Origin of the sequence: Chromobacterium alkanivorans (assembly GCF_016937655.1) — a bacterium.
In the GTDB taxonomy this organism is placed as follows: domain Bacteria; phylum Pseudomonadota; class Gammaproteobacteria; order Burkholderiales; family Chromobacteriaceae; genus Chromobacterium; species Chromobacterium alkanivorans.
The window spans coordinates 169454-187611 of record NZ_JAFHKL010000007.1 but is presented as its reverse complement, the minus strand read 5'-3'; the positions used below and the strand labels follow the sequence as shown (position 1 = coordinate 187611).

22 protein-coding genes are annotated in these 18158 nt (G+C 65.7%); 7 read left to right on the top strand and 15 right to left on the bottom strand.

From position 1 onward, the window contains the following. Window positions 1-17: 17 nt before the first annotated feature. Window positions 18-590 (bottom strand): RBBP9/YdeN family alpha/beta hydrolase, encoded by a 573-nt coding sequence (locus JW897_RS14075; RefSeq protein ID WP_205466622.1) that lies wholly within the window; start codon window positions 588-590, stop codon window positions 18-20. A 211-nt stretch (window positions 591-801) separates the two neighbouring features. Here JW897_RS14075 and JW897_RS14070 point away from each other — a divergent pair, with 211 nt between their 5' ends. Next, window positions 802-1797 (top strand): sulfate ABC transporter substrate-binding protein, encoded by a 996-nt coding sequence (locus tag JW897_RS14070; protein WP_205466620.1) that lies wholly within the window; start codon window positions 802-804, stop codon window positions 1795-1797. Window positions 1798-1904: 107 nt separating this feature from the next. Here the strand turns inward: JW897_RS14070 and JW897_RS14065 are convergent, their stop codons facing one another. Further along, entirely contained in the window at window positions 1905-2402 is a 498-nt protein-coding gene (locus JW897_RS14065) for a M48 metallopeptidase family protein (protein ID WP_205466618.1), read from the bottom strand. Between the two features lie 54 nt (window positions 2403-2456). Then, window positions 2457-2984 (bottom strand): GNAT family N-acetyltransferase, encoded by a 528-nt coding sequence (locus tag JW897_RS14060; RefSeq protein WP_053077519.1) that lies wholly within the window; start codon window positions 2982-2984, stop codon window positions 2457-2459. Between the two features lie 115 nt (window positions 2985-3099). On the opposite strand from JW897_RS14060, the gene JW897_RS14055 reads away from it, so the two are divergent. From JW897_RS14055 to JW897_RS14045, 3 genes are all read left to right on the top strand, one after another. Continuing rightward, window positions 3100-3405 (top strand): antibiotic biosynthesis monooxygenase family protein, encoded by a 306-nt coding sequence (locus tag JW897_RS14055; protein WP_048415896.1) that lies wholly within the window; start codon window positions 3100-3102, stop codon window positions 3403-3405. Window positions 3406-3550: 145 nt separating this feature from the next. Beyond that, window positions 3551-3754: a hypothetical protein gene (locus tag JW897_RS14050; RefSeq protein ID WP_205466617.1), complete on the top strand. Its 204-nt coding sequence runs from the start codon at window positions 3551-3553 to the stop codon at window positions 3752-3754. Continuing rightward, a complete protein-coding gene (locus JW897_RS14045) occupies window positions 3751-3909 on the top strand; it encodes a hypothetical protein (protein ID WP_205466615.1) in 159 nt (52 codons plus the stop codon). Before JW897_RS14050 ends, JW897_RS14045 begins: the two co-directional genes overlap by 4 nt. A 5-nt stretch (window positions 3910-3914) precedes the next feature. On the opposite strand, the gene JW897_RS14040 is transcribed toward JW897_RS14045, so the two are convergent. Together JW897_RS14040 and JW897_RS14035 are read right to left on the bottom strand one after the other, a co-directional pair. Next, window positions 3915-4451 (bottom strand): YaeQ family protein, encoded by a 537-nt coding sequence (locus JW897_RS14040; protein ID WP_205466614.1) that lies wholly within the window; start codon window positions 4449-4451, stop codon window positions 3915-3917. 249 nt (window positions 4452-4700) lie between these two features. Next, window positions 4701-5357, bottom strand: coding sequence for an MliC family protein (locus tag JW897_RS14035; RefSeq protein WP_205466612.1), 657 nt, complete (start codon window positions 5355-5357; stop codon window positions 4701-4703). Window positions 5358-5761: 404 nt separating this feature from the next. Between JW897_RS14035 and JW897_RS14030 the strand changes: the two genes are divergently transcribed. Continuing rightward, complete coding sequence (locus tag JW897_RS14030; protein ID WP_205466610.1) at window positions 5762-7201, top strand: DEAD/DEAH box helicase; 1440 nt, start codon at window positions 5762-5764, stop codon at window positions 7199-7201. A 219-nt stretch (window positions 7202-7420) separates the two neighbouring features. Continuing rightward, window positions 7421-8221, top strand: coding sequence for a substrate-binding periplasmic protein (locus JW897_RS14025; protein ID WP_205466609.1), 801 nt, complete (start codon window positions 7421-7423; stop codon window positions 8219-8221). Between the two features lie 13 nt (window positions 8222-8234). Here the strand turns inward: JW897_RS14025 and JW897_RS14020 are convergent, their stop codons facing one another. Then, window positions 8235-8846 carry an EAL and HDOD domain-containing protein gene (locus JW897_RS14020; RefSeq protein WP_048412910.1) on the bottom strand — a complete coding sequence of 204 codons (612 nt, stop codon included), beginning with the start codon at window positions 8844-8846 and terminating at the stop codon, window positions 8235-8237. Between the two features lie 138 nt (window positions 8847-8984). Here JW897_RS14020 and JW897_RS14015 point away from each other — a divergent pair, with 138 nt between their 5' ends. Continuing rightward, a complete protein-coding gene (locus JW897_RS14015; RefSeq protein ID WP_205466607.1) occupies window positions 8985-9617 on the top strand; it encodes a 3'-5' exonuclease in 633 nt (210 codons plus the stop codon). Here the strand turns inward: JW897_RS14015 and JW897_RS14010 are convergent. The 9 genes from JW897_RS14010 to JW897_RS13970 all read right to left on the bottom strand — a co-directional run bounded on the left by JW897_RS14010 (window position 9601) and on the right by JW897_RS13970 (window position 18075). Next, window positions 9601-11292, bottom strand: a complete 1692-nt coding sequence (locus JW897_RS14010; RefSeq protein ID WP_205466606.1) for a bifunctional metallophosphatase/5'-nucleotidase — start codon at window positions 11290-11292, stop codon at window positions 9601-9603. The two genes, JW897_RS14015 and JW897_RS14010, sit on opposite strands and share 17 nt — an antisense overlap. A 178-nt stretch (window positions 11293-11470) precedes the next feature. Then, on the bottom strand, window positions 11471-12055 hold the full coding sequence (gene mobA, locus JW897_RS14005; protein ID WP_205466604.1) for a molybdenum cofactor guanylyltransferase MobA: 585 nt from the start codon (window positions 12053-12055) through the stop codon (window positions 11471-11473). Beyond that, on the bottom strand, window positions 12052-12510 hold the full coding sequence (moaE, locus tag JW897_RS14000; RefSeq protein WP_205466603.1) for a molybdopterin synthase catalytic subunit MoaE: 459 nt from the start codon (window positions 12508-12510) through the stop codon (window positions 12052-12054). The genes mobA and moaE overlap by 4 nt, the downstream gene beginning before the upstream one ends. A gap of 2 nt (window positions 12511-12512) precedes the next feature. Next, window positions 12513-12764, bottom strand: a complete 252-nt coding sequence (moaD, locus tag JW897_RS13995) for a molybdopterin converting factor subunit 1 (RefSeq protein WP_205466601.1) — start codon at window positions 12762-12764, stop codon at window positions 12513-12515. Window positions 12765-12838: 74 nt separating this feature from the next. Further along, complete coding sequence (locus JW897_RS13990; protein ID WP_205466600.1) at window positions 12839-13663, bottom strand: arginase family protein; 825 nt, start codon at window positions 13661-13663, stop codon at window positions 12839-12841. Between the two features lie 117 nt (window positions 13664-13780). Next, window positions 13781-14845 (bottom strand): class II fructose-bisphosphate aldolase, encoded by a 1065-nt coding sequence (gene fba / locus JW897_RS13985; protein WP_043640341.1) that lies wholly within the window; start codon window positions 14843-14845, stop codon window positions 13781-13783. An 85-nt stretch (window positions 14846-14930) separates the two neighbouring features. Continuing rightward, window positions 14931-15560 (bottom strand): LysE family translocator, encoded by a 630-nt coding sequence (locus JW897_RS13980; RefSeq protein WP_043589187.1) that lies wholly within the window; start codon window positions 15558-15560, stop codon window positions 14931-14933. A 237-nt stretch (window positions 15561-15797) separates the two neighbouring features. Beyond that, window positions 15798-16973 (bottom strand): phosphoglycerate kinase, encoded by a 1176-nt coding sequence (locus JW897_RS13975; RefSeq protein WP_205466598.1) that lies wholly within the window; start codon window positions 16971-16973, stop codon window positions 15798-15800. Beyond that, window positions 16960-18075, bottom strand: a complete 1116-nt coding sequence (locus JW897_RS13970) for a zinc ribbon domain-containing protein (RefSeq protein WP_205466597.1) — start codon at window positions 18073-18075, stop codon at window positions 16960-16962. Before JW897_RS13970 ends, JW897_RS13975 begins: the two co-directional genes overlap by 14 nt. Between the last annotated feature and the right edge of the window lie 83 nt (window positions 18076-18158).

Here is an 18158-nt window from a genome sequence, read left to right as displayed (position 1 = left end):
AGATCGTAAACAGCTTCTCAGGCCGCCTGGCTCAGACTAGCCCTCACCCGCTGCGCCAGCAAATCCAGCTGCAGCCAGCCCTCCTCCCACTGCCCGTGGCCGGACTCCACATTGATGTGACCGGCCTGGCGCAGCCAGGCGATGGGCGTGCGCCAGTAACCGGCCAGCCGCGCCGCGCGCGGCGTCTTGCAGAAGGGGTCGTTGCTGCTCGCCACCATCCGGGCCGGAAACGGCAAGGGCTGGCGCGGCGTCGGCGCGAAGCCCATCAGCTCCCGCGGCACGAAGGGGCGCTCCACATCCGCCGGCGCCACCAGCAAAGCGCCGGCGATGCGCCGCGGCTGACGCTGCGCGTAATGCGCCACCGCCACGCAGCCCAGACTGTGGGCGATGACGATGACCGGCTTGCGCGTCCGGTCCAGCGCCTGGTCCAAGCCCCTCAGCCAGTCGTCCAGCTGCGGCGCGTCCCAATCGTCGGCTTCCACTCGCGTCGCGCCCAGTCGCCGCTGCCAATGACTTTGCCAATGCCGCGGGCCGGAGTTGCGCCAGCCGGGTTGGATGATCAGGTCGAAATCCGCCAGCGAAGGTTCCATCGCTCAGCTCCTCAAAGGTTGAGCTCGCACTGTAGAACGGCTTTAATATTCTTGGAAATGATATTGAACGAGAAACTTATTCCCTATTTCTCTAAAAGACCTTGTCGTCACATAGATTTATTTGGAATTTGAAGATAAAAAACAATCACTTCTGGCGATAAAACATTTCTGATTAGATGCATTCATCGCTTGCCTCCTTCAGGAAACCGCCATGCCACGCTTCTCCGTCCGCCACGCCCTGCTGTCCCTCGCCTTGTTCAGCGGCGCCACGCCGCTGCTGGCCGCCGAATTGCTCAACGTCTCCTACGACCCCACCCGCGAGCTGTACCAGGACGTCAACAAGGCTTTCGCCGAACAATGGAAGAAACAGGGCGGCGACGTCGCCATCAAGCAGTCGCACGGCGGCTCCGGCAAACAGTCGCTGGCCATCCAGCACGGCCTGGAAGCCGATGTGGCCACGCTGGCGCTGGCCTACGACATCGACGTGCTGGCGGACCAGGGCCTGCTGCCCAAGAACTGGCAAAGCCGGCTGCCGGACAATAGCGCGCCCTACACCTCCACCATCGTGTTCCTGGTGCGCAAGGGCAATCCCAAGGGCATCCGCGATTGGGGCGACCTGATCAAGCCCGGCATCCAGGTGATCACCCCCAACCCCAAAACCTCAGGCGGCGCGCGCTGGAACTATCTGGCGGCCTGGGGCTACGCGCTGAAACAGCCCGGCGGCAACGAGGCCAAGGCCCGCGCCTACGTCGGAGAGTTGTACAAGCACGTGCCTGTGCTGGACACCGGCGCGCGCGGCGCGACGCTGACCTTCGCCCAGCGCGGGCTGGGCGACGTGCTGCTGGCCTGGGAAAACGAGGCGGTGCTGGCGGTGAAGGAACTGGGGCCGGACAAGTTCGACATCGTCACCCCCTCGCTGTCCATCCTGGCGGAGCCGCCGGTGGCGGTGGTGGACAAGGTGGCCGACAAGAAAGGCAACCGCAAGCTGGCCGAGGCCTATCTGAAGTTTCTGTACACCCCGCAAGGCCAGACCATCGCGGCGCAGAACTACTATCGGCCGCGCGACGCCAAGATCGCCGCGCAATACGCCGCCCAGTTCCCCAAGGTCAAGCTGTTCACGCTGAAAGACACCTTCGGCGACTGGCGCAGCGCCCAGCGCAAGCACTTTGCCGACGGCGGCGTGTTCGATCAGCTAGTCGCCAAGTAAAAAGCCGGGTTCAAAGTCCGCCGCGCTTCCGTGAGGCGGCGTAGAACAGGCTCTAATATGGAAACAGCCCGGCGACGCCGGGCTGTTCTGCATGCGGGGACGACGGATCAAACCGCCCGGCTTTCGCGCCAGGTCAGCCACACCCGCATGTCGAACTCCAGCTGGTGGTAGTCCGGCTCCATATGGCAGCACAACTGGTAGAAAGCCTTGTTGTGGTCCTTCTCCTTCAGGTGGGCCAGTTCGTGCACCACGATCATGCGCAGGAAGGGCAGCGGCGCGTCGCGAAACAAGGCGGCGACGCGGATTTCGTTCTTGGTCTTCAGCTTGCCGCCCTGCACCCGCGACACAAAGGTATTGGTGCCCAGCGTGCCCTTGACCGGGTGCTGCTGGCTGTCGTAGCTCACCTTGGACGGCAGCGCCGCGTTCTTCAGATAGCGTTGCTTGATCTCGGACACGTACTGGTACAACGCCTTGTCGGTCTGCACATCGTGGGTTTCCGGATACTTGCGCGCCAGCCAGGCGCCCAGCTGGCCGGAGTCCAGCAGCGCCTGCACCTGACTGAGCAGGGCGGCGGAATAGTGCTGCAAATAATTGAGGCTTGCCATCCCGCTATTGTAGAACGAGGACGCGTTCCGGTGTTGCCGCGGCGCAAACCGGCGCTACAGCAAACAGGACGGATCATCCCACTGATAGCTGAGCGCCAGCGCGCGCCGGCCGCCGGCGGTGTCCACCTCGCAAGGCGCGGACTCCGCGCCGCCCAGCGCCCGATAAAAGCCGCAGGCGTCCCGGTTGGCCTGGTACGCCCACAGGAACAAGGGCCGGCCCGGCGCGACGCGCAAGGCTTCCGCCGCCGCCGCGGCCATCAAGGCGCGGCCGATGCCGCGCCCCTGCTGCCCGGCCAGCACATGCAGATTGTCCAAGTAAACGCCCCGTTCCGGCGCCTCGTCCGGCAACAGGCAGACAAAACCCACCGGCTCTCCCCGCCACAGCGCCAGCCGCACCCAAAGCGTTTCCGGCGCGGCGAAGCGCCTTCGCCACATCGCCAGGCGTTCCGCCGCGGCGCCTTGGTCCAGATAGTCGTCAGGCAGGATGCCGCGATAATGCTGTTGCCAGCTGGCGACATGCAGCGCCGCGATCCGCTCGGCGTCCAAGGCCGTGGCGGCCCGCAAACGCAAGGGCTGAGCCATTGTTTCTCCTCTCATCCGCGATGGTTCCGCGCCGGCGGCCGAACTGGCTCTGGCCAGGACCGCCGGCAATCGGGACAATCCCGATACCGCTTACCTTAACCGAGGAAGACTTCCCATGCATGTCGTGATTTTTCGCGCCGCCGCGCGGCAACTGGACGCGGAATACTCCGCGGTCGCCCAGCAAATGCGTCAGCTGGCCATGGAGAACTTCGGCTGCCTCGCCTTTGTTTCCGCCTGTGAGGACGGTCAGGAGATCGCCCTGTCCTACTGGCCGGACGCCGACAGCATCCGCGCCTGGAAGGCGCACGCCGACCATGTATTGGCGCAGCAACTGGGGCGAGAGCGCTGGTATCGGCAATACCGGGTAGAGGTGGCGCGCATCGAACGCAGCTATGAATGGACCATGGACGCGTCAAGCTGAGGTCCGCGCTATCGCGCTGTTTCACGTGGAACCGGGCCGCCGCGCGGCGCGACTAGCGCCTTTTTATCCGCGCCCGGGCTTTCTTTAGCCGCTTTTTACGCGTCGGAGCCTAGCATGCACCATGTCCCATTGGAGGCCCTTGCTTATGAGCGCAAGCAAACCCGTCCGCCGCGCCTTGCCGGCGCGCGGCATTCCCGATTATCTGCCGGACGAGGACGCGGCGCCGCTGGCGCTGCGCCGCTACATACTCGAATCACGGTTCTCGGCAAGGCCGGGCCTGGCCGAAGCGACATTCGGCTGGCGCGCGTCCCTGCGCGCCTGGTGGCGGCGGCTGAGCGCGCGGCGATGAGACGCGGCGATCTCGCGCTACGCCACCGCCGGCTGTTGAACGCCTACGCCCAGGCGCGCCATCGGCGCATGCCCTGGCTCAAACGCAAGGCGCGGCTGCCGCGCGCGGCCCAAACGGGCTTGTTGCAACGACTGCGCGCCTGGCTGTGCGGCTGAGCGGCTTATTTGAGCCGCAGCGGCTCCACCAGCACATTGCTGGACTCGTCGGCCAGCCACAGCTGGCCGTCCTGGATGGTGGCGCTCAACTGCATGCTGCGCTGGCAGATGGCGACCAGCTCGGCCAGCGTGGCCGGCTCGACGCGAAACACGCTGAGCTTGTCCAGCCGGGCCAGCTTGTTCTCCAGCTGCGGCCACCACACTTCGCTGGCGCGGCCGCCGTAGCTGTACAACACCACGCGCTCGGCGCGGCTGCACGCTTTCTTCAGCCGCTTTTCGTCCGGCTCGCCCAGCTCCACCCACAGCTCGATCTCGTCGACATAGTTTTTCTGCCACAGCTCCGGCTCGTCGTCGGCGCTCAGGCCGCGGCTGAACTGCAGGGTTTCGCTGGCGTTGAGCGCGAAAGCGGCCAGACGCAGCATCATGCGCTCCACGGTTTCGGACGGGTGCTGGGCCAGCGTCAGCTGATGACTGGCGTAATAGCCGCGATCCATGTCGGACACGGCGAGATTGGCTTTGTAAATGGTGGCGGACAGGGCCATGCGGAAACCGGTTTTGCGAAAAAAGAAACCATTGTACGGGGCCGCCGGCCATTGCGCCCGTTCAATCGCTCGACGGCCGGCCGCGCAAGCCTGAAACAGGTTCTTAGAACGTGTTTACGATCTCGCGAGCAAGGGCGAAACAAGGCGAAAACGGCTGAGAAAGCGGAATGTACATACGGTACATGAGCATTTCGAAGGCGTACTCATCGTGTAACGCTCCACGCAGCGCAGCAGATCGTAAACAGGTTCTTAGGGCGAAGGCTGGCTGGAGCAGTCCAAAGGTTCGCCGCGCCAGGTAATGCTGGCCTCGCGGCCCTTGATCCACAGCTCCAGCCCCGGCGCCGCGTAGCGCGCGCCGCTGCCGCTCAGGCCCTGGTGCAGGATGGCGGTGGAGCCGTTGTACTCCAGCTTCACCGTGGGCGGGTGAGTGCGGTAAAAGGTGGCCAGCACGGTGCGGGTGGCGTTGCCCTTGCAGACGTAGCGCAAGGGCGTCAGCGACGGGGCCAGGCCCCAGGCCGCCTGCAACTGGGTGATGCGCATGATGTAAACGTCGCCCAGGCACATATGCATGTCCTCGGTCTTGACGCAGTCCTTCAGGCTTTTCACCCAGCGCCGCTGCTCGGCGATCAGCTTGGCCTCGGCGCCCGGCCGCCCTTGCTGCGCCTGCTCCAAGGCCTGGGCGTAAACCTTCTCCAGCCGGTTGTCCTGCCGGGTCAGGCTGTCGTCCTGACACACCATGGCCTCCACCGGATTGCCCGGCTTGTCGCAATTGAAATCGGTCGCCGCCGGCGCGTTGGCCTCCGCCGCTTCCTCCACAGCCTTGCCGCTCTCCGCCGCGCGGCCGTGGCCGCCCTCCGAACCGCCCTTGCCGGCGGCCAGCGCCAAGGCCGGACACAATATGATCAAGCCGACCAGCCTACGGGCGGATCCAGGCATACCGATTTCCTCTGAACTGCGTTATTCGCCGCCCATCCCGGGCGGACACATCAAAACAGGGCATCTTGCCGCCGCGGAGCCCAAACGCTCCGGCGGCGTGACAGCATGATACCAGTTCGCCCATTCGCATTTATTAATAATATCGGCCGTCAAAACGACCGCGCGCGGCTTTGAATTCCGCTGGAATGGATATGACAATGCGGCGACAAGTTCCCAAGCCGACGATTTGAAGGTAAACTCCGGCCTCCCGCGCGCAATTCCAATCTTTGCGCGCCGCGCGCGCTTCATCCCGAAGCGCCCATCGCATCCCTAACTTTTTCCCGTCAGCCTGGATTGGTTCGCACATACTGCGATAGGCCGTCGCAGGAGCAAACATGTCCACACTCACCTTTGCCGACCTCGGTCTGGCCGAATCCCTGTTGCGCGCCGTCAGCGAAACCGGCTACACCACCCCCACTCCGATCCAGGCCCAGGCCATCCCGCAAGTGCTGCAAGGCGGCGACCTGCTGGCCGCGGCCCAGACCGGCACCGGCAAAACCGCCGGCTTCACCCTGCCCTTGCTGCAACTGCTGATGGGCAAGCCGTCCACCCAGCCGGGCCGTCCGCGCGCGCTGGTGCTGACGCCCACCCGCGAGTTGGCCGCTCAGGTTGAGGAGTCGGTGCAGACCTACGGCAAATACCTGCCGCTCAAATCCATGGTGATGTTCGGCGGCGTCAACATCAATCCGCAGACCCGCGAGCTGCGCAAACCGCTGGACATCCTGGTGGCCACCCCCGGCCGCCTGCTGGACCACGCCGGCCAGCGCAACATCGATTTGTCCGGCGTTGAGATCCTGGTGCTGGACGAAGCCGACCGCATGCTGGACATGGGCTTCATCCACGACATCCGCAAAGTGCTGGCGCTGCTGCCGGCCAAACGCCAGAACCTGCTGTTCTCCGCCACCTTCTCCGACGAGATCAAAGGCCTGGCCGACCGTCTGCTGGACAGCCCCAAGCTGGTGGAAGTGGCGCGCCGCAACACCACCAACGAGCTGGTGGACCAGAAGATCCACCTGGTGGACCGCGACCGCAAAACCGACCTGCTGATCCACCTGATCAAAGAGCGCAACTGGTTCCAGGCGCTGGTGTTCACCCGCACCAAACACGGCGCCAACCGCCTGGCGGAAAAACTGGAGAAAACCGGCATTCCCGCCGCCGCGATTCACGGCAACAAGAGCCAGAACGCGCGCACCCGCGCGCTGGCCGACTTCAAGAGCGGCGAGCTGCAGGTGCTGGTGGCCACTGACATCGCCGCGCGCGGCCTGGACATCGACCAGCTGCCGCACGTGGTCAACTTCGAATTGCCCAATGTGCCGGAAGACTACGTGCACCGCATCGGCCGCACCGGCCGCGCCGGCAGCAAGGGTGAGGCGGTGTCGCTGGTCTGCGTCGACGAGTTCAGCTTCCTGAAAGACATCGAGAAGCTCACCAAGCAATCGATCGAGCGCTTCGCGGTGCCGGGCTTCGAGGCGGATCTGTCGGTGAAGCCGGAACCCATCCCGATGGGCGGCGGCAACCGCCGCGGCCAGCCGCAGCGCCAGGGCGGCGGCGGCAAGCCGCGCCACCAGCCGGACAGCAAGCCCACCGGCCACGGCCATCGCTCGCCGGCGTCCAAGCCGCGCCAGGGCCAAGGACAGAGCCAGGGCCAAGCCAAAAACGCCACAAACGGCCAGCCGGGTCAGCGCTCGCCGCAAGGCCAGGGTCAGGGTCAGCGCGGCAAGCCCGCCTCCTCGCGTCCGAGCTCGGCGTTGTTCAGCCCGCCGAAAGGCCGCTAAGCCTGCTCCCGCGGCGTCGCGCCCTGTCGGCGCGGCCGCCGCAGCGCCCCTTCGCCGGCCCCGCGGCGATGGAAGCGCTTTACGGCGAGCGCCAAACCTGCCTACGATTCAGCAACAGGCCCTGGGGCCGACAACAATATCGAGCGGAGGCGGCGCGCGCCGCGCTCCGCGCAGGCAGCACGCGTACAACGCGCACAGATCGAGCAAGGATTCGGGGAAATGATGAGACTTCGCAGCTGGCTGCTGGGCAGCCTGGCTGTAGTCCTGCTGGCGGCAGCTCAGCCGCAGGCCGCGCCACGTCTGAAAATCACCCTGTCCAACCAGGAGTGGCCGCCCTATATGGGCAAGGAACTGCCGTACGACGGCATTTTGTCGCGTCTGGTCAAAGAGGCGTTCGCCCGTTCCAACGTCGACGTCGCCTTCCGTTACTACCCCAACAACCGCACGCTGCAATCGGCGCGCAACGGCACCGTGGACGGCAGCTTCGGCTGGGCGCCGACGCCGGAGCGCAAGCAGGATCTGCTGTTCACCCAGCCGGTGCTGCATGCGCGCATGGTGTTTTTCCAGCGCCGCAACGCCAACTTTCCCTGGAACGACCTGTCCAATCTGCGCCACGCGCGGGTGGGCGTCACCGTCGGCAATTTCTATTCCGACGAATTCAACCGGCAGGTCAAGGCCGGTCACCTGATCCCGGACATGGCGCCGGACGACGTCACCAATTTGCGCAAGCTGCTGGCCGGCCGCATCGACCTGTTCCCCATCGACATGGAAGTGGGCCAATACCTGATCGCGCGCAACTTCCAGCCTCGGCTGGCCCAGCAACTGGAGCCGCAAAACAAATCGTTCTGGGTGGCGCCGCTGCACGTGGTGATCTGGCGCAAGCACCGCCAGGGCCAGGAATTGGTGGAGCGTTTCAATCGCGGCCTGAAGGCCTTGCAGGACAGCGGGGAGTTCGATCGCATCGTGGCGGAAACCCGGGCGGCCAGCCTGGCCTACCACAAGCCGATCAAGGCGCAGTGAAAAGAAGGCGAAGCTAGGGCGCGTCCGCGCTGCTCAGCACCACCGGCCGGCCGTGGAAATAACCCTGGAACCAGTGGAAGCCCAGCTCGCGGCAACGTTCGAACTGCTCGCGACTGTCCACCTTTTCCGCCAGCAAGATGCCGTCGAAATCGCTCAATTGGGCCATCAGCGCCGGCAGCCGCTCCGGCTCCACCGCCGCCACGTCCACCTTGACGATGTCCACCAGCGGCAACATCGCCGTCTGATCCGGCCCCAGGTGGATCACGTCGTCCAGCGCCAGGCGGAAGCCGCGTTGGCGCAACAGCGCCATCCGTTGCAGCAGGGCCTCGGTGACGGTCACCGTTTCCAGTATTTCCAGCACCAGCCGCTCCGCCGGCAATTGGTCCAGGATGGGGTCTTGCAACAAATCGGCGCTGGCGTTGATGAAACCGGGAAACTGGCCCAACACATCCGCGCAGCCCAGCTCTCCGAAGGCGTTGCGCAGCACCTCGGCGCTGGCGAGCAGATCGTCGCGCACCAGGGCGAAATTGGCCGGACTGGAGCGGAACAATAGCTCATAGGCCACCAGTTGCTGCTGGCGGTCGACGATTGCCTGCCGGCCAAGATAACGTGAAGAATTAGGCATGCCGACGATACTACAGGATATTGCCGCCGCTGTTGGGCATCTCCTGCTGAAGCGCCCAAAAAATATGACAGCTTATGCCTGACCCGCGCCATTAAATGCGGTAAGGTTGCAAATTACCCTCAAGTCAGCGAGTCCGCCATGTTGCCTACCCGACAAATTCCTCGCGAGGAGATCAAAACGCTGCCGCTGTTCGCCGGCCTGACGCCGGAACAGGTGCGGCTGGCCGCCACGCCGGAACTGGCCGCCGCCGCGCTGCGGGAGTTGGGCGGCTGCGCGGTGCTGGGCTTCGACACCGAATCCCGCCCCACCTTCCACAAGGGCGAGAAGCCGACCGGTCCGCACCTGATCCAGCTGGCCAGCGACGACGGGGCCTGGCTGTTCCCGGTGCAGGACGGCCAGTGCGCGCCGGAGCTGAAAACCCTGCTGGAAGATCCGCAGCGGCTGCTGGCGGGCTTCGAGCTCAGTTCCGACCAGGCGCTGCTGCAGCAACGGCTGGGCATACGCTGCGGCCGGGTGCTGGACCTGGTCTCCTGCTTCGACAGCGACGATGCGCGCATCACCGTCGGCGCGGTGCAGGCGGTGGCGCGGCTGTTCGGCCAGTACTTCCGCAAGTCCAAAAAGCTGTCCACCACCAACTGGTCCAAGCTGCCGCTGACGCCGGCGCAGCAGGCCTACGCCGGCAACGACGCCTGGGTGGCGCTGCGGGTGTTCCGCGCGCTGCAAGCGCGCGGACGGCTGCCGCCGGCGGCCAGGCTCAAGGCAGACGCGTAATCCGGTTCAGCGCCGGCACCGCCACCGGCGAGGCGCCGGCGAAATAGCTCTCCAGCACGTCCACGTCCACGCCGCCGCCCACCCGATTGACGCCCTGGGTCAGCACGGTGAAGCCGTCGCCGCCGCCGGCGATGAAGTTGTTGACCTGCACCCGGTAGTTGAGCAGCGGATCGATGGCCACGCCGTTGATCTTGATGCTGGCGATGTCCACCTTGTTGCCCGTCGGCGCCGCCGGGTTCCAGCTATAGCTGAACCCCTTGGACACTTGCAGAATCTTGACCTTGGACGGATCGCTCCATTGCTGCTCCAGCAACTGGTCGATCTGCGCGCCGGTCAGGGTCAGCGTGGTCATCACATTGCCGAAGGGCTGGGTGGTGAACAATTGGCTGTAAGTGACGTCGCCGCCGGCGCCGGGAATGATGTCCGCGCGCACGCCGCCCGGGTTCATGAAGGCCACCACCGCGCCCTGAGCCGCGCCGGCCGCCAGTTGCGCGTCGGCCACCACGTCGCCCAAGGCGGTTTCGCCGGCCGCGGACGGGGTGCGGTCCAAAGTGCCCGCCGCCTGGCCCACCACACGGTTGGCCACCGGGGCCACCAGGTCCTTGTACAGCTTGACCAGATTGCTGACCGAGGCCAGCGGCGCGATGTCGCGCGCCACCACCCGGTTCTGCGCCTGGATGGAGCCGGGCTTGACGTCGCGGGTGGCCGGGTCCAGCACGAAGTCGATCTCGGTGAACAGTTGGCCGTAATTCTTGGCGCTGGTCACCCGACGGCCGTCTATCACGCAGTTGTAGGCCTGATGGGTGTGGCCGGTGACCACTAGCTTCACCGCCGGGTCCAGCTTCTTGACGATGTCGACGATGGGACCGGACACGCCGTTGCAATCGTTGAAGTTGCCGCTCTGGTAGCCACCCTCGTGCACCACCACCACCACGGCGGACACGCCCTGCCGCTTCAGCTGCGGAATCAGCTGGTTCACCGTGGCCGCCTCGTCCTGGAAGCTCAGCCCCTTGATGCCGTCCGGCGACACGATCTCCGGCGTGCCTTTCAGCGTCATGCCGATGAAGGCCACCGGGATGCCGCCGAACTTCTTGATCTCGTAAGCCGGGAACAGGGTGCCGCCGTCACTTTTCTTGACGTTGGCCGCCAGGAACTTGAACTTGGCGCCGACGAACTTGCCGTTCTGGCAGGAGGTGGTGGTCGCGCCCGTCTTGCAGCCGCCGTTCTGCATCCGCAGCAGTTCCTGCTGGCCGTCGTCGAACTCATGGTTGCCGACGGCGTTGAGGTCCAGGCCCAGCAGGTTCATCGCCTCGATGGTGGGCTCGTCGTGGAACAGACCGGACACCAGCGGGCTGGCGCCGATCAGATCGCCGGCCGACACCACCACGGTATTCGGCGATTTGGCGCGCAGCGACTGCACCCAGGCCGCCAGGTAGTCGACACCGCCGGCGTTGATCTTGACGGTCTTGCTCGGATCGGCCGGATCCGGCACCGTCAGCTGGCCCGGCATTTCCAGATTGCCGTGGAAATCGTTGAAGGCGATCATCTTCACCGCCACCGGCTGGCGCGAGACGCCGGTGTTCTGATCGCCCGGACCCCAGCCGCCGGAGCCGGCGGAACAGCCGAACAGCGCCAGGCTCGCCGCCAGGCACACGCTCATGGTTTTCAGTTTCACGAAACGCATCCTTGTCTTGTTTGTTGTCGCGCGCCGGCGCCGCCGGCCGCGATCGAATGGGGAGACGCCCGTCCACTGCCATGGACCGCGATGGACGCTCCGATCGCGCGCACTATAGCAAAACAAAATGACAAAGAGTTAAAACTTTCGTGATGCGAAGCAAAACGCCATGCCGGCCTCAGTCGGCGCGCGGCTCCGCCTCCAAGGCCGCCAGCGCGTCCGCGGTGTTGAGATTGGGAAAGAGGTGGTCGAACGCCACTTCGACATGGTCCAGCCCGGCCAGCCAGCCGCGGATGGAGCGGCCGCCGCCGGTCAGGTAGGCGGCCAGCCCGGCGCGCAGGCCGGGCCCCAAAGCCAGCAGGCTGGGATGCCAGCCTTCGCGGTCGCTCGCGCTGGCCGCCTGGCGGCCCGCAGCCACTTCCGCCAGCAAGCGGCGCGAGAAATCGGCCGGCAGCCGCACCGCGTCGCAGGGCATCACCAGCCAGACCGCGCCGTCGTCGCGTTCCAAAGCCGCCAGCACCCCGGCCAAGGGCCCCGGATAGTCCGGCAGACTGTCCGGCAACAGCGGGCAGCCAAAATCGGCGTACGCGTCCAGATTGCGATTGGCCGAAACCCAGACCCGCTCGGGCGGCGGCGTCTGCGCGGACAGCGCCGCCAAGGCGTGCGCCAGCAGCGGCCGCCCGGACAGGACGGCCAGGCCCTTGTCGACGCCGCCCATGCGCGTGGCGCGGCCGCCGGCCAGGATCAGCGCCTGGTGGCTCATTGCCAGCGTTCCGCCGCCCGGGCGTCGCTGTGCTTGGCCTCCACCCAGCGCGCGCTGCCGTCGGCCAGGATTTCCTTCTTCCAGAACGGCGCGTCCTGTTTCAGGTAATCCATCAGGAATTCCGCGGCGGCGAAAGCGTCGCGGCGGTGGCCGCTGGCCACCACCACCAACACGATGGCTTCGCCCAGCGCCAGCCGCCCGACGCGGTGGATGACGGTGGCCGCCTGCAGCGGCCAGCGCCGGCGCGCCTCCTCCACAATCGCGGCCAAAGCCTTTTCGGTCATGCCCGGATAGTGCTCCAGTTCCAGCGCCGTCACGTCGCGGCTGTCGCCGTAATCGCGCACCAGGCCGCTGAAGCTGACCACCGCGCCGCAGGCCGGGTTGCCGGACAGCGCTTCGATTTCCGCGCCGGCGCTGAAGCGCTGCGGCTGCACCCGCACCGTGAACGCGTCCATGCTCATCCTCCGGTCACCGGCGGAAACACCGCCACTTCGTCGCCGTCGCTCAAGACGACGTCCAGCCTCGCCATCTGCTGGTTCACCGCCACGCGGAACACCCGGTCGGCGGCCAGCTCCCGCGCCCAGACTTCGCCGCGCAGCCGCAGCTCCACCAGCAACTCCTCCACCGTGGCCGCCTCGCTGTCCAGGTGTTCGCTCTCCAGGCCGAACTCGTCCCGCAAGCGGGCAAAATACAAAAGATTCAGTTTCATCGCCTGCCTCCGTGCAGTTGAGCGGATACCGCAGTGTAAGCAATCCGCGCCGGGCCTCCAATACGTCAAGGTGGCTAGGCCAGCCGGGAGCGCAAGCGCCGCAGCAAGGCGCCGGCGGTCGCCGCGTCCTCCACCCGTCCCGCCGTGCACTCGGTCACGCCGGCCCCCGCCAGCGCGACGCGCTCGACGATCGCGTCGATCACCTGCCGCAGCGTTTCCAACGCCAACCCTCCCGGCGTCGGACAGCACACCCAGGGATGGCTTGCCGGATCCAGCACGTCCAAATCCAGGTGGATGTAGCAAGGCCAGGCCGGATTCAACGCCGCCGCGACGCAGCCGGGGTTCTCCGCCATCGCTTCCACACCGAACAAACGCAGCCGCTTGGCGTCTATCCATTCCCGTTCGGCGACGTCCAGGTCGCGCTGGCCGGCCAGGATCAACTGCTCCGGCGCCAAAGGCGTTTGCACCAGCGGCAGCATGCGCGAAAGTCCTTCGCCCATCAGCAGGCGCAAGGGCATGCCATGGAAGTGCCCGCTGGGCGAACTGGCCGGGGTGTTCAAATCCCCGTGCGCGTCCAACCAGACCACGTTGAGCCGTCCCTGCAAACGGTGGTTCAGATAGGCGAGCGGCGCCACCTCCACGCCGCAATCCCCACCGCAGGTCAGAATCCGTTCCGGTTGCCGCTGTTGCAGCAGCCGCCAACAGGACTGCTGCTGCGCCAGCAAGGCCTCCAAATGATCGACGCCGTCCATCCGCGCCGTAGCCGGCTCCGCCGCCAAGGCCACCCGCTGCGCTGATTCCAGCCCCGCCGCCTGCTGCGCATGCAGCGCGCCTTCCTCCAAAGTCGAACACGTGCCGGCCCCCTGCCACTGCGGAAACACGATTTCCAAATATCCCATGCCCCCCTCCATGCGCCCGAATAAAGTACCAGCCTAATGCGCCGGCGGGGACAAGTCATGGCGCAATGCAAAAAGCCGCTCTGACGAGCGGCTTTTGAACGCATGACGCGGCAACGCTTACTTGACGATCTGCGCCAGCTCGCCCTTCAGGTATTTATTGGCCATGGTGTCCAGGTTGATCGCCTTGATCTTGCTGGCCTGGCCGGCGGAGCCGAAGGCTTCGTAGCGGGCGATACAGATGTCGCGCATCGCGTCGGTGGACACCTTCAGGTATTTGCGCGGATCGAATTCGGCCGGGTGCTGGGCCAGGAAGCGGCGGATGGCGCCGGTGGAGGCCAGGCGCAGGTCGGTGTCGATATTGACCTTGCGCACGCCGTGCTTGATGCCTTCCACGATCTCTTCCACCGGCACGCCGTAGGTTTCGCCCAGATCGCCGCCGAATTCGTTGATGATCTGCAGCCATTCCTGCGGCACGCTGGAGGAGCCGTGCATCACCAGGTGGGTGTTGGGGATGCGGGCGTGGATTTCCTTGATGCGGTCGATGCGCAGCACGTCGCCGGTGGGCTTCTTGCTGAATTTGTAGGCGCCGTGGCTGGTGCCGATGGCGATGGCCAGCGCGTCCACGCCGGTGTCCTTGACGAACTGGGCGGCTTCTTCCGGATCGGTCAGCAGCTGGCTGTGGTCCAGCACGCCTTCGGCGCCGACGCCGTCCTCTTCGCCGGCCATGCCGGTTTCCAGGCTGCCCAGGCAGCCGATCTCGCCTTCCACCGACACGCCGCAGGCGTGGGCGAAGTTGACCACGGTGCGGGTGACGTCGACGTTGTAGTCATAGTCGGCCGGGGTCTTGCCGTCGCTCTTCAACGAGCCGTCCATCATCACCGAGGAGAAGCCGAGCTGGATCGAACGCTGGCACACATCCGGGCTGGTGCCGTGATCCTGGTGCATCACCACCGGGATGTGCGGGAATTCTTCCACCGCGGCCAGGATCATGTGGCGCAGGAAAGGCGCGCCGGCATATTTGCGCGCGCCGGCGGAGGCCTGCACGATCACCGGGGCGTTCACCTTGTCGGCGGCCTCCATGATGGCGCGCATCTGCTCCAGGTTGTTGACGTTGAAGGCCGGCAGGCCGTAGCCGAATTCCGCTGCGTGGTCCAGCAGCTGACGCATGGAAACGAGAGCCATGGTGTTCAATCTCCGCAAACTGCTCCGCCGGGGCGGAACATGGTTGGCGCCCGGACCGCGCGGCGGCCCGAGGCGAATTCATCAATCAGTGTCGGGACACGCTGGACAACAACACGCCGGCGCCGACGAAAGCGCCGCCGGACACCTTGTTGACCAGCTTGAGACGCCGCGCGCTGTTCAGCCAGCCGGCCAAACGCGCGCCGCCGCCGGCGTAAGCCAGCTGCCACGACGCCTCGATCACGTAAAACGTCGCCGCCAGGATAGCCAGCTGAGGCCCCTGCGGCTGCTGCGCGTTCATGAACTGCGGGAACAGCGCGGTAAAGAAGATAAAGGCCTTGGGGTTGCTCATCGCCACCAGAAAGCCGGTGCGGAACATGCCCCAGGGCGTGTGCTTGCCGGTCGCCGCCTCGCGGATTTCCTCCACCGGCTGCGGCTGGCTGCGCCAGGTCTTGATCCCCAGATAGATCAAATAGGCGGCGCCGGCGTATTTTACCAAGGAAAACAGCAGTTCGGAGGTGGCCAGCACCGCGCCCAGTCCGGCGGCGGAGCCGAACATGATCAAACCCAGCGCCGTCATCAGGCCGAAGCAAGTCATCAGCGTGCGCCTAACCCCGTAGTGAATGCCGTGGGTCATCGCCAGCAGCATATTGGGGCCGGGCGTGGCCGAGACGAAAAACACGGTGGTGACGAACAGCAACCAGGTATTGAGCGACATGGAAATCTCCGGCGGGTGAGCCATCAGGATGAAACGGCGATGAATAAGCCAGTGTAACGCAAGCCATTCATCCTGATCGCCTTTTTCCCCAGTCTCAGAACGTGTTTATGATCTCGCGAGCTAAGGCGAGACAAGGCGAAAACGAGCGAAAAAGCGGAATGTACTCGTGGTACATGAGCATTTTGAGCTCGGTTTCAACGCCGTATCGCCGACGCGCAGCAGATCGTAAACAGGTTCTTAGCCGGCGCGCTCGGCCAGAATGGCCACCGCCGGCAGCTCCTTGCCTTCCAGGAACTCCAGGAAGGCGCCGCCGCCGGTGGAGATGTAGCTGATGTCGTCGGTGATGCCGTACTTGGCGATCGCCGCCAGGGTGTCGCCGCCGCCGGCGATGGAGAAGGCCGGCGAGGCGGCGATGGCCTGGGCCAGGGTCTTGGTGCCGCCGCCGAACTGCTCGAACTCGAACACGCCCACCGGGCCGTTCCACACCACGGTGCCGGCTTTGGCGATGATGGCGGCCAGCTCTCGCGCCGAATCCGGGCCGATGTCCAGGATCATGTCGTCGGCGGCCACCTCGGCCGCGCTCTTGGTCACGGCGGCGGCGGTTTCGGCGAATTCCTTGGCGCAGACCACGTCAGCCGGCAGCGGCACGTCGCCGCCGCGGGCGCGGATCTTGGCGATCACCTTCTTGGCCTCGTCCACCAGCTCTGCTTCGGCCAGCGATTTGCCTATGGCCTTGCCTTCGGCCAGCAGGAAGGTGTTGGCGATGCCGCCGCCCACGATCAGCTGGTCCACCTTGTCGGCCAGCGATTCCAGAATGGTCAGCTTGGTGGACACCTTGGAGCCGGCGACGATGGCCACCAGCGGCCGCGCCGGCGCTTGCAGCGCCTTGCCCAGCGCTTCCAGCTCGGCGGAGAGCAGCACGCCGGCGCAGGCGGCCGGCGCGAACTGGGCCACCGCGTGGGTGGAGGCTTCGGCGCGGTGGGCGGTGCCGAAGGCGTCGTTGACGAACACGTCGCACAAGGCGGCGTAGGCGCGGCCCAGGTCGGCGTTGTTCTTTTTCTCGCCCTTGTTCAGGCGCACGTTTTCCAGCATCGCCACTTCGCCGGGGGCCACGCTGAAGCCGGACCGCCAGTCCGCCACCAGGCGCACCGGCTTGCCCAACAAACCGGACAAGCGCTCCACCACCGGCGCCAGGCTGTCTTCCGGCTTGGGCTCGCCCTCGGTGGGGCGGCCCAGATGGGTCATCAGGATCACGCCGGCGCCGGCCTTCAGGCACAGCTCGATGGACGGCAGGCTGGCGCGGATGCGGGTATCGTCGCCGATGACGCCGTTTTTCACCGGCACGTTCATGTCCACGCGGATCAGCACGCGCTTGCCGGCCAGGGCCAGTTCGGAAAGTTTATTGAATTTCATCGTTCGCTCGCTCGGGTTTGGATTCGCTTGTCGATTGATTCATCGGCGCGGACTCCGGCTTGGCGCCGGGGCGGCCGCATTTTTTGCAGTACGGAAAAAAGGCGAAATTGCGCGCGCCGCAGTCGCAGCCGCGGAACAGCTGCAGGCCGCAGTGCACGCAGTAGTCGGCGTCGTCGCCGGCAATATTGTATTGATGGTCGCAGGACGGGCAAGTTTTCTTCTGGTAGGCGCCCAGCGCCTGGGCGTAGGCCACGTGGCGCGCGCGCTCGCTCTGGCTTTGTTGCAGCTCGGCGCGTTTTTTCTCGGCGTAGCGCTGAAAGGCCTGGATCATGCGCAGGCCGGCGAACACCGTCAGCGCGATGCCCACCGCCAGCCGCACATAGCCGCCGAAATTGGGCAGATAGGGCAGCAGCTCGACGAAGAAGGCGAACAGCGCGAACAGGCCGAAGCCGTAAACGAAAAACCAGTAGCGATGGGTACGGTAGCGGCTGAACAGCCATACCGCCAGCAAGAGCAGCGGCAGGATCACCGCCAGCCGCAGCAGGAAGACCTTCAATTCGAAACGCTGGTAGGCCTGCTGGTAACGGTCCTGGGCGACGCCCTCCACCCGGGCGATTTCCTCCTGCAGCGTTTGCCGGTTGCGCTCCAGCGCGCGCAGGCCGTCGCTCGCCCGGTCTTCCTTCTGCTGCCATTGCAGGATTTGCGCCTGCAGGGCGTCCAACTCGCGGGTGCGGCGGCTGACTTCGGCGCTCTGCTGCGGATCGGCGCTGGTGGCGCGGCTGGCCAGCCAATTGGCCAGACCCTTGCGCTGGGTCTGGTAATTGCGCTCCAACTGTTCGCGGGTGGCGCCCAGGTTTTCCAGCTGGGCGCGCTGCGCGTCGTTCTGGCGCTGCAAGGCCTGCTGCCGCTGCCGCAGCGGCTCGACGCCGGCCTGCTGTTGCAGCGTTTCCAGCTGCGGCGGGCCGCCGTCCGGCACGTAGAACAAGTCGCGGATCACCAGCTCGCCCAGATTGGACAGAAAGCCGGCGAACACCAAGGCCACCAGCCAGGAGGCCAGCCGGACCCATTTTTCCGGGCGGGACAATGCTTGGTTCTGTCGCATGCTGCTCTCCTGTGACGGCGGGTTCAGCGGGGGCGCGATCGGCGATCGCCCGGCAAGTGTATGCCAAAAAAACGGCCCTACCT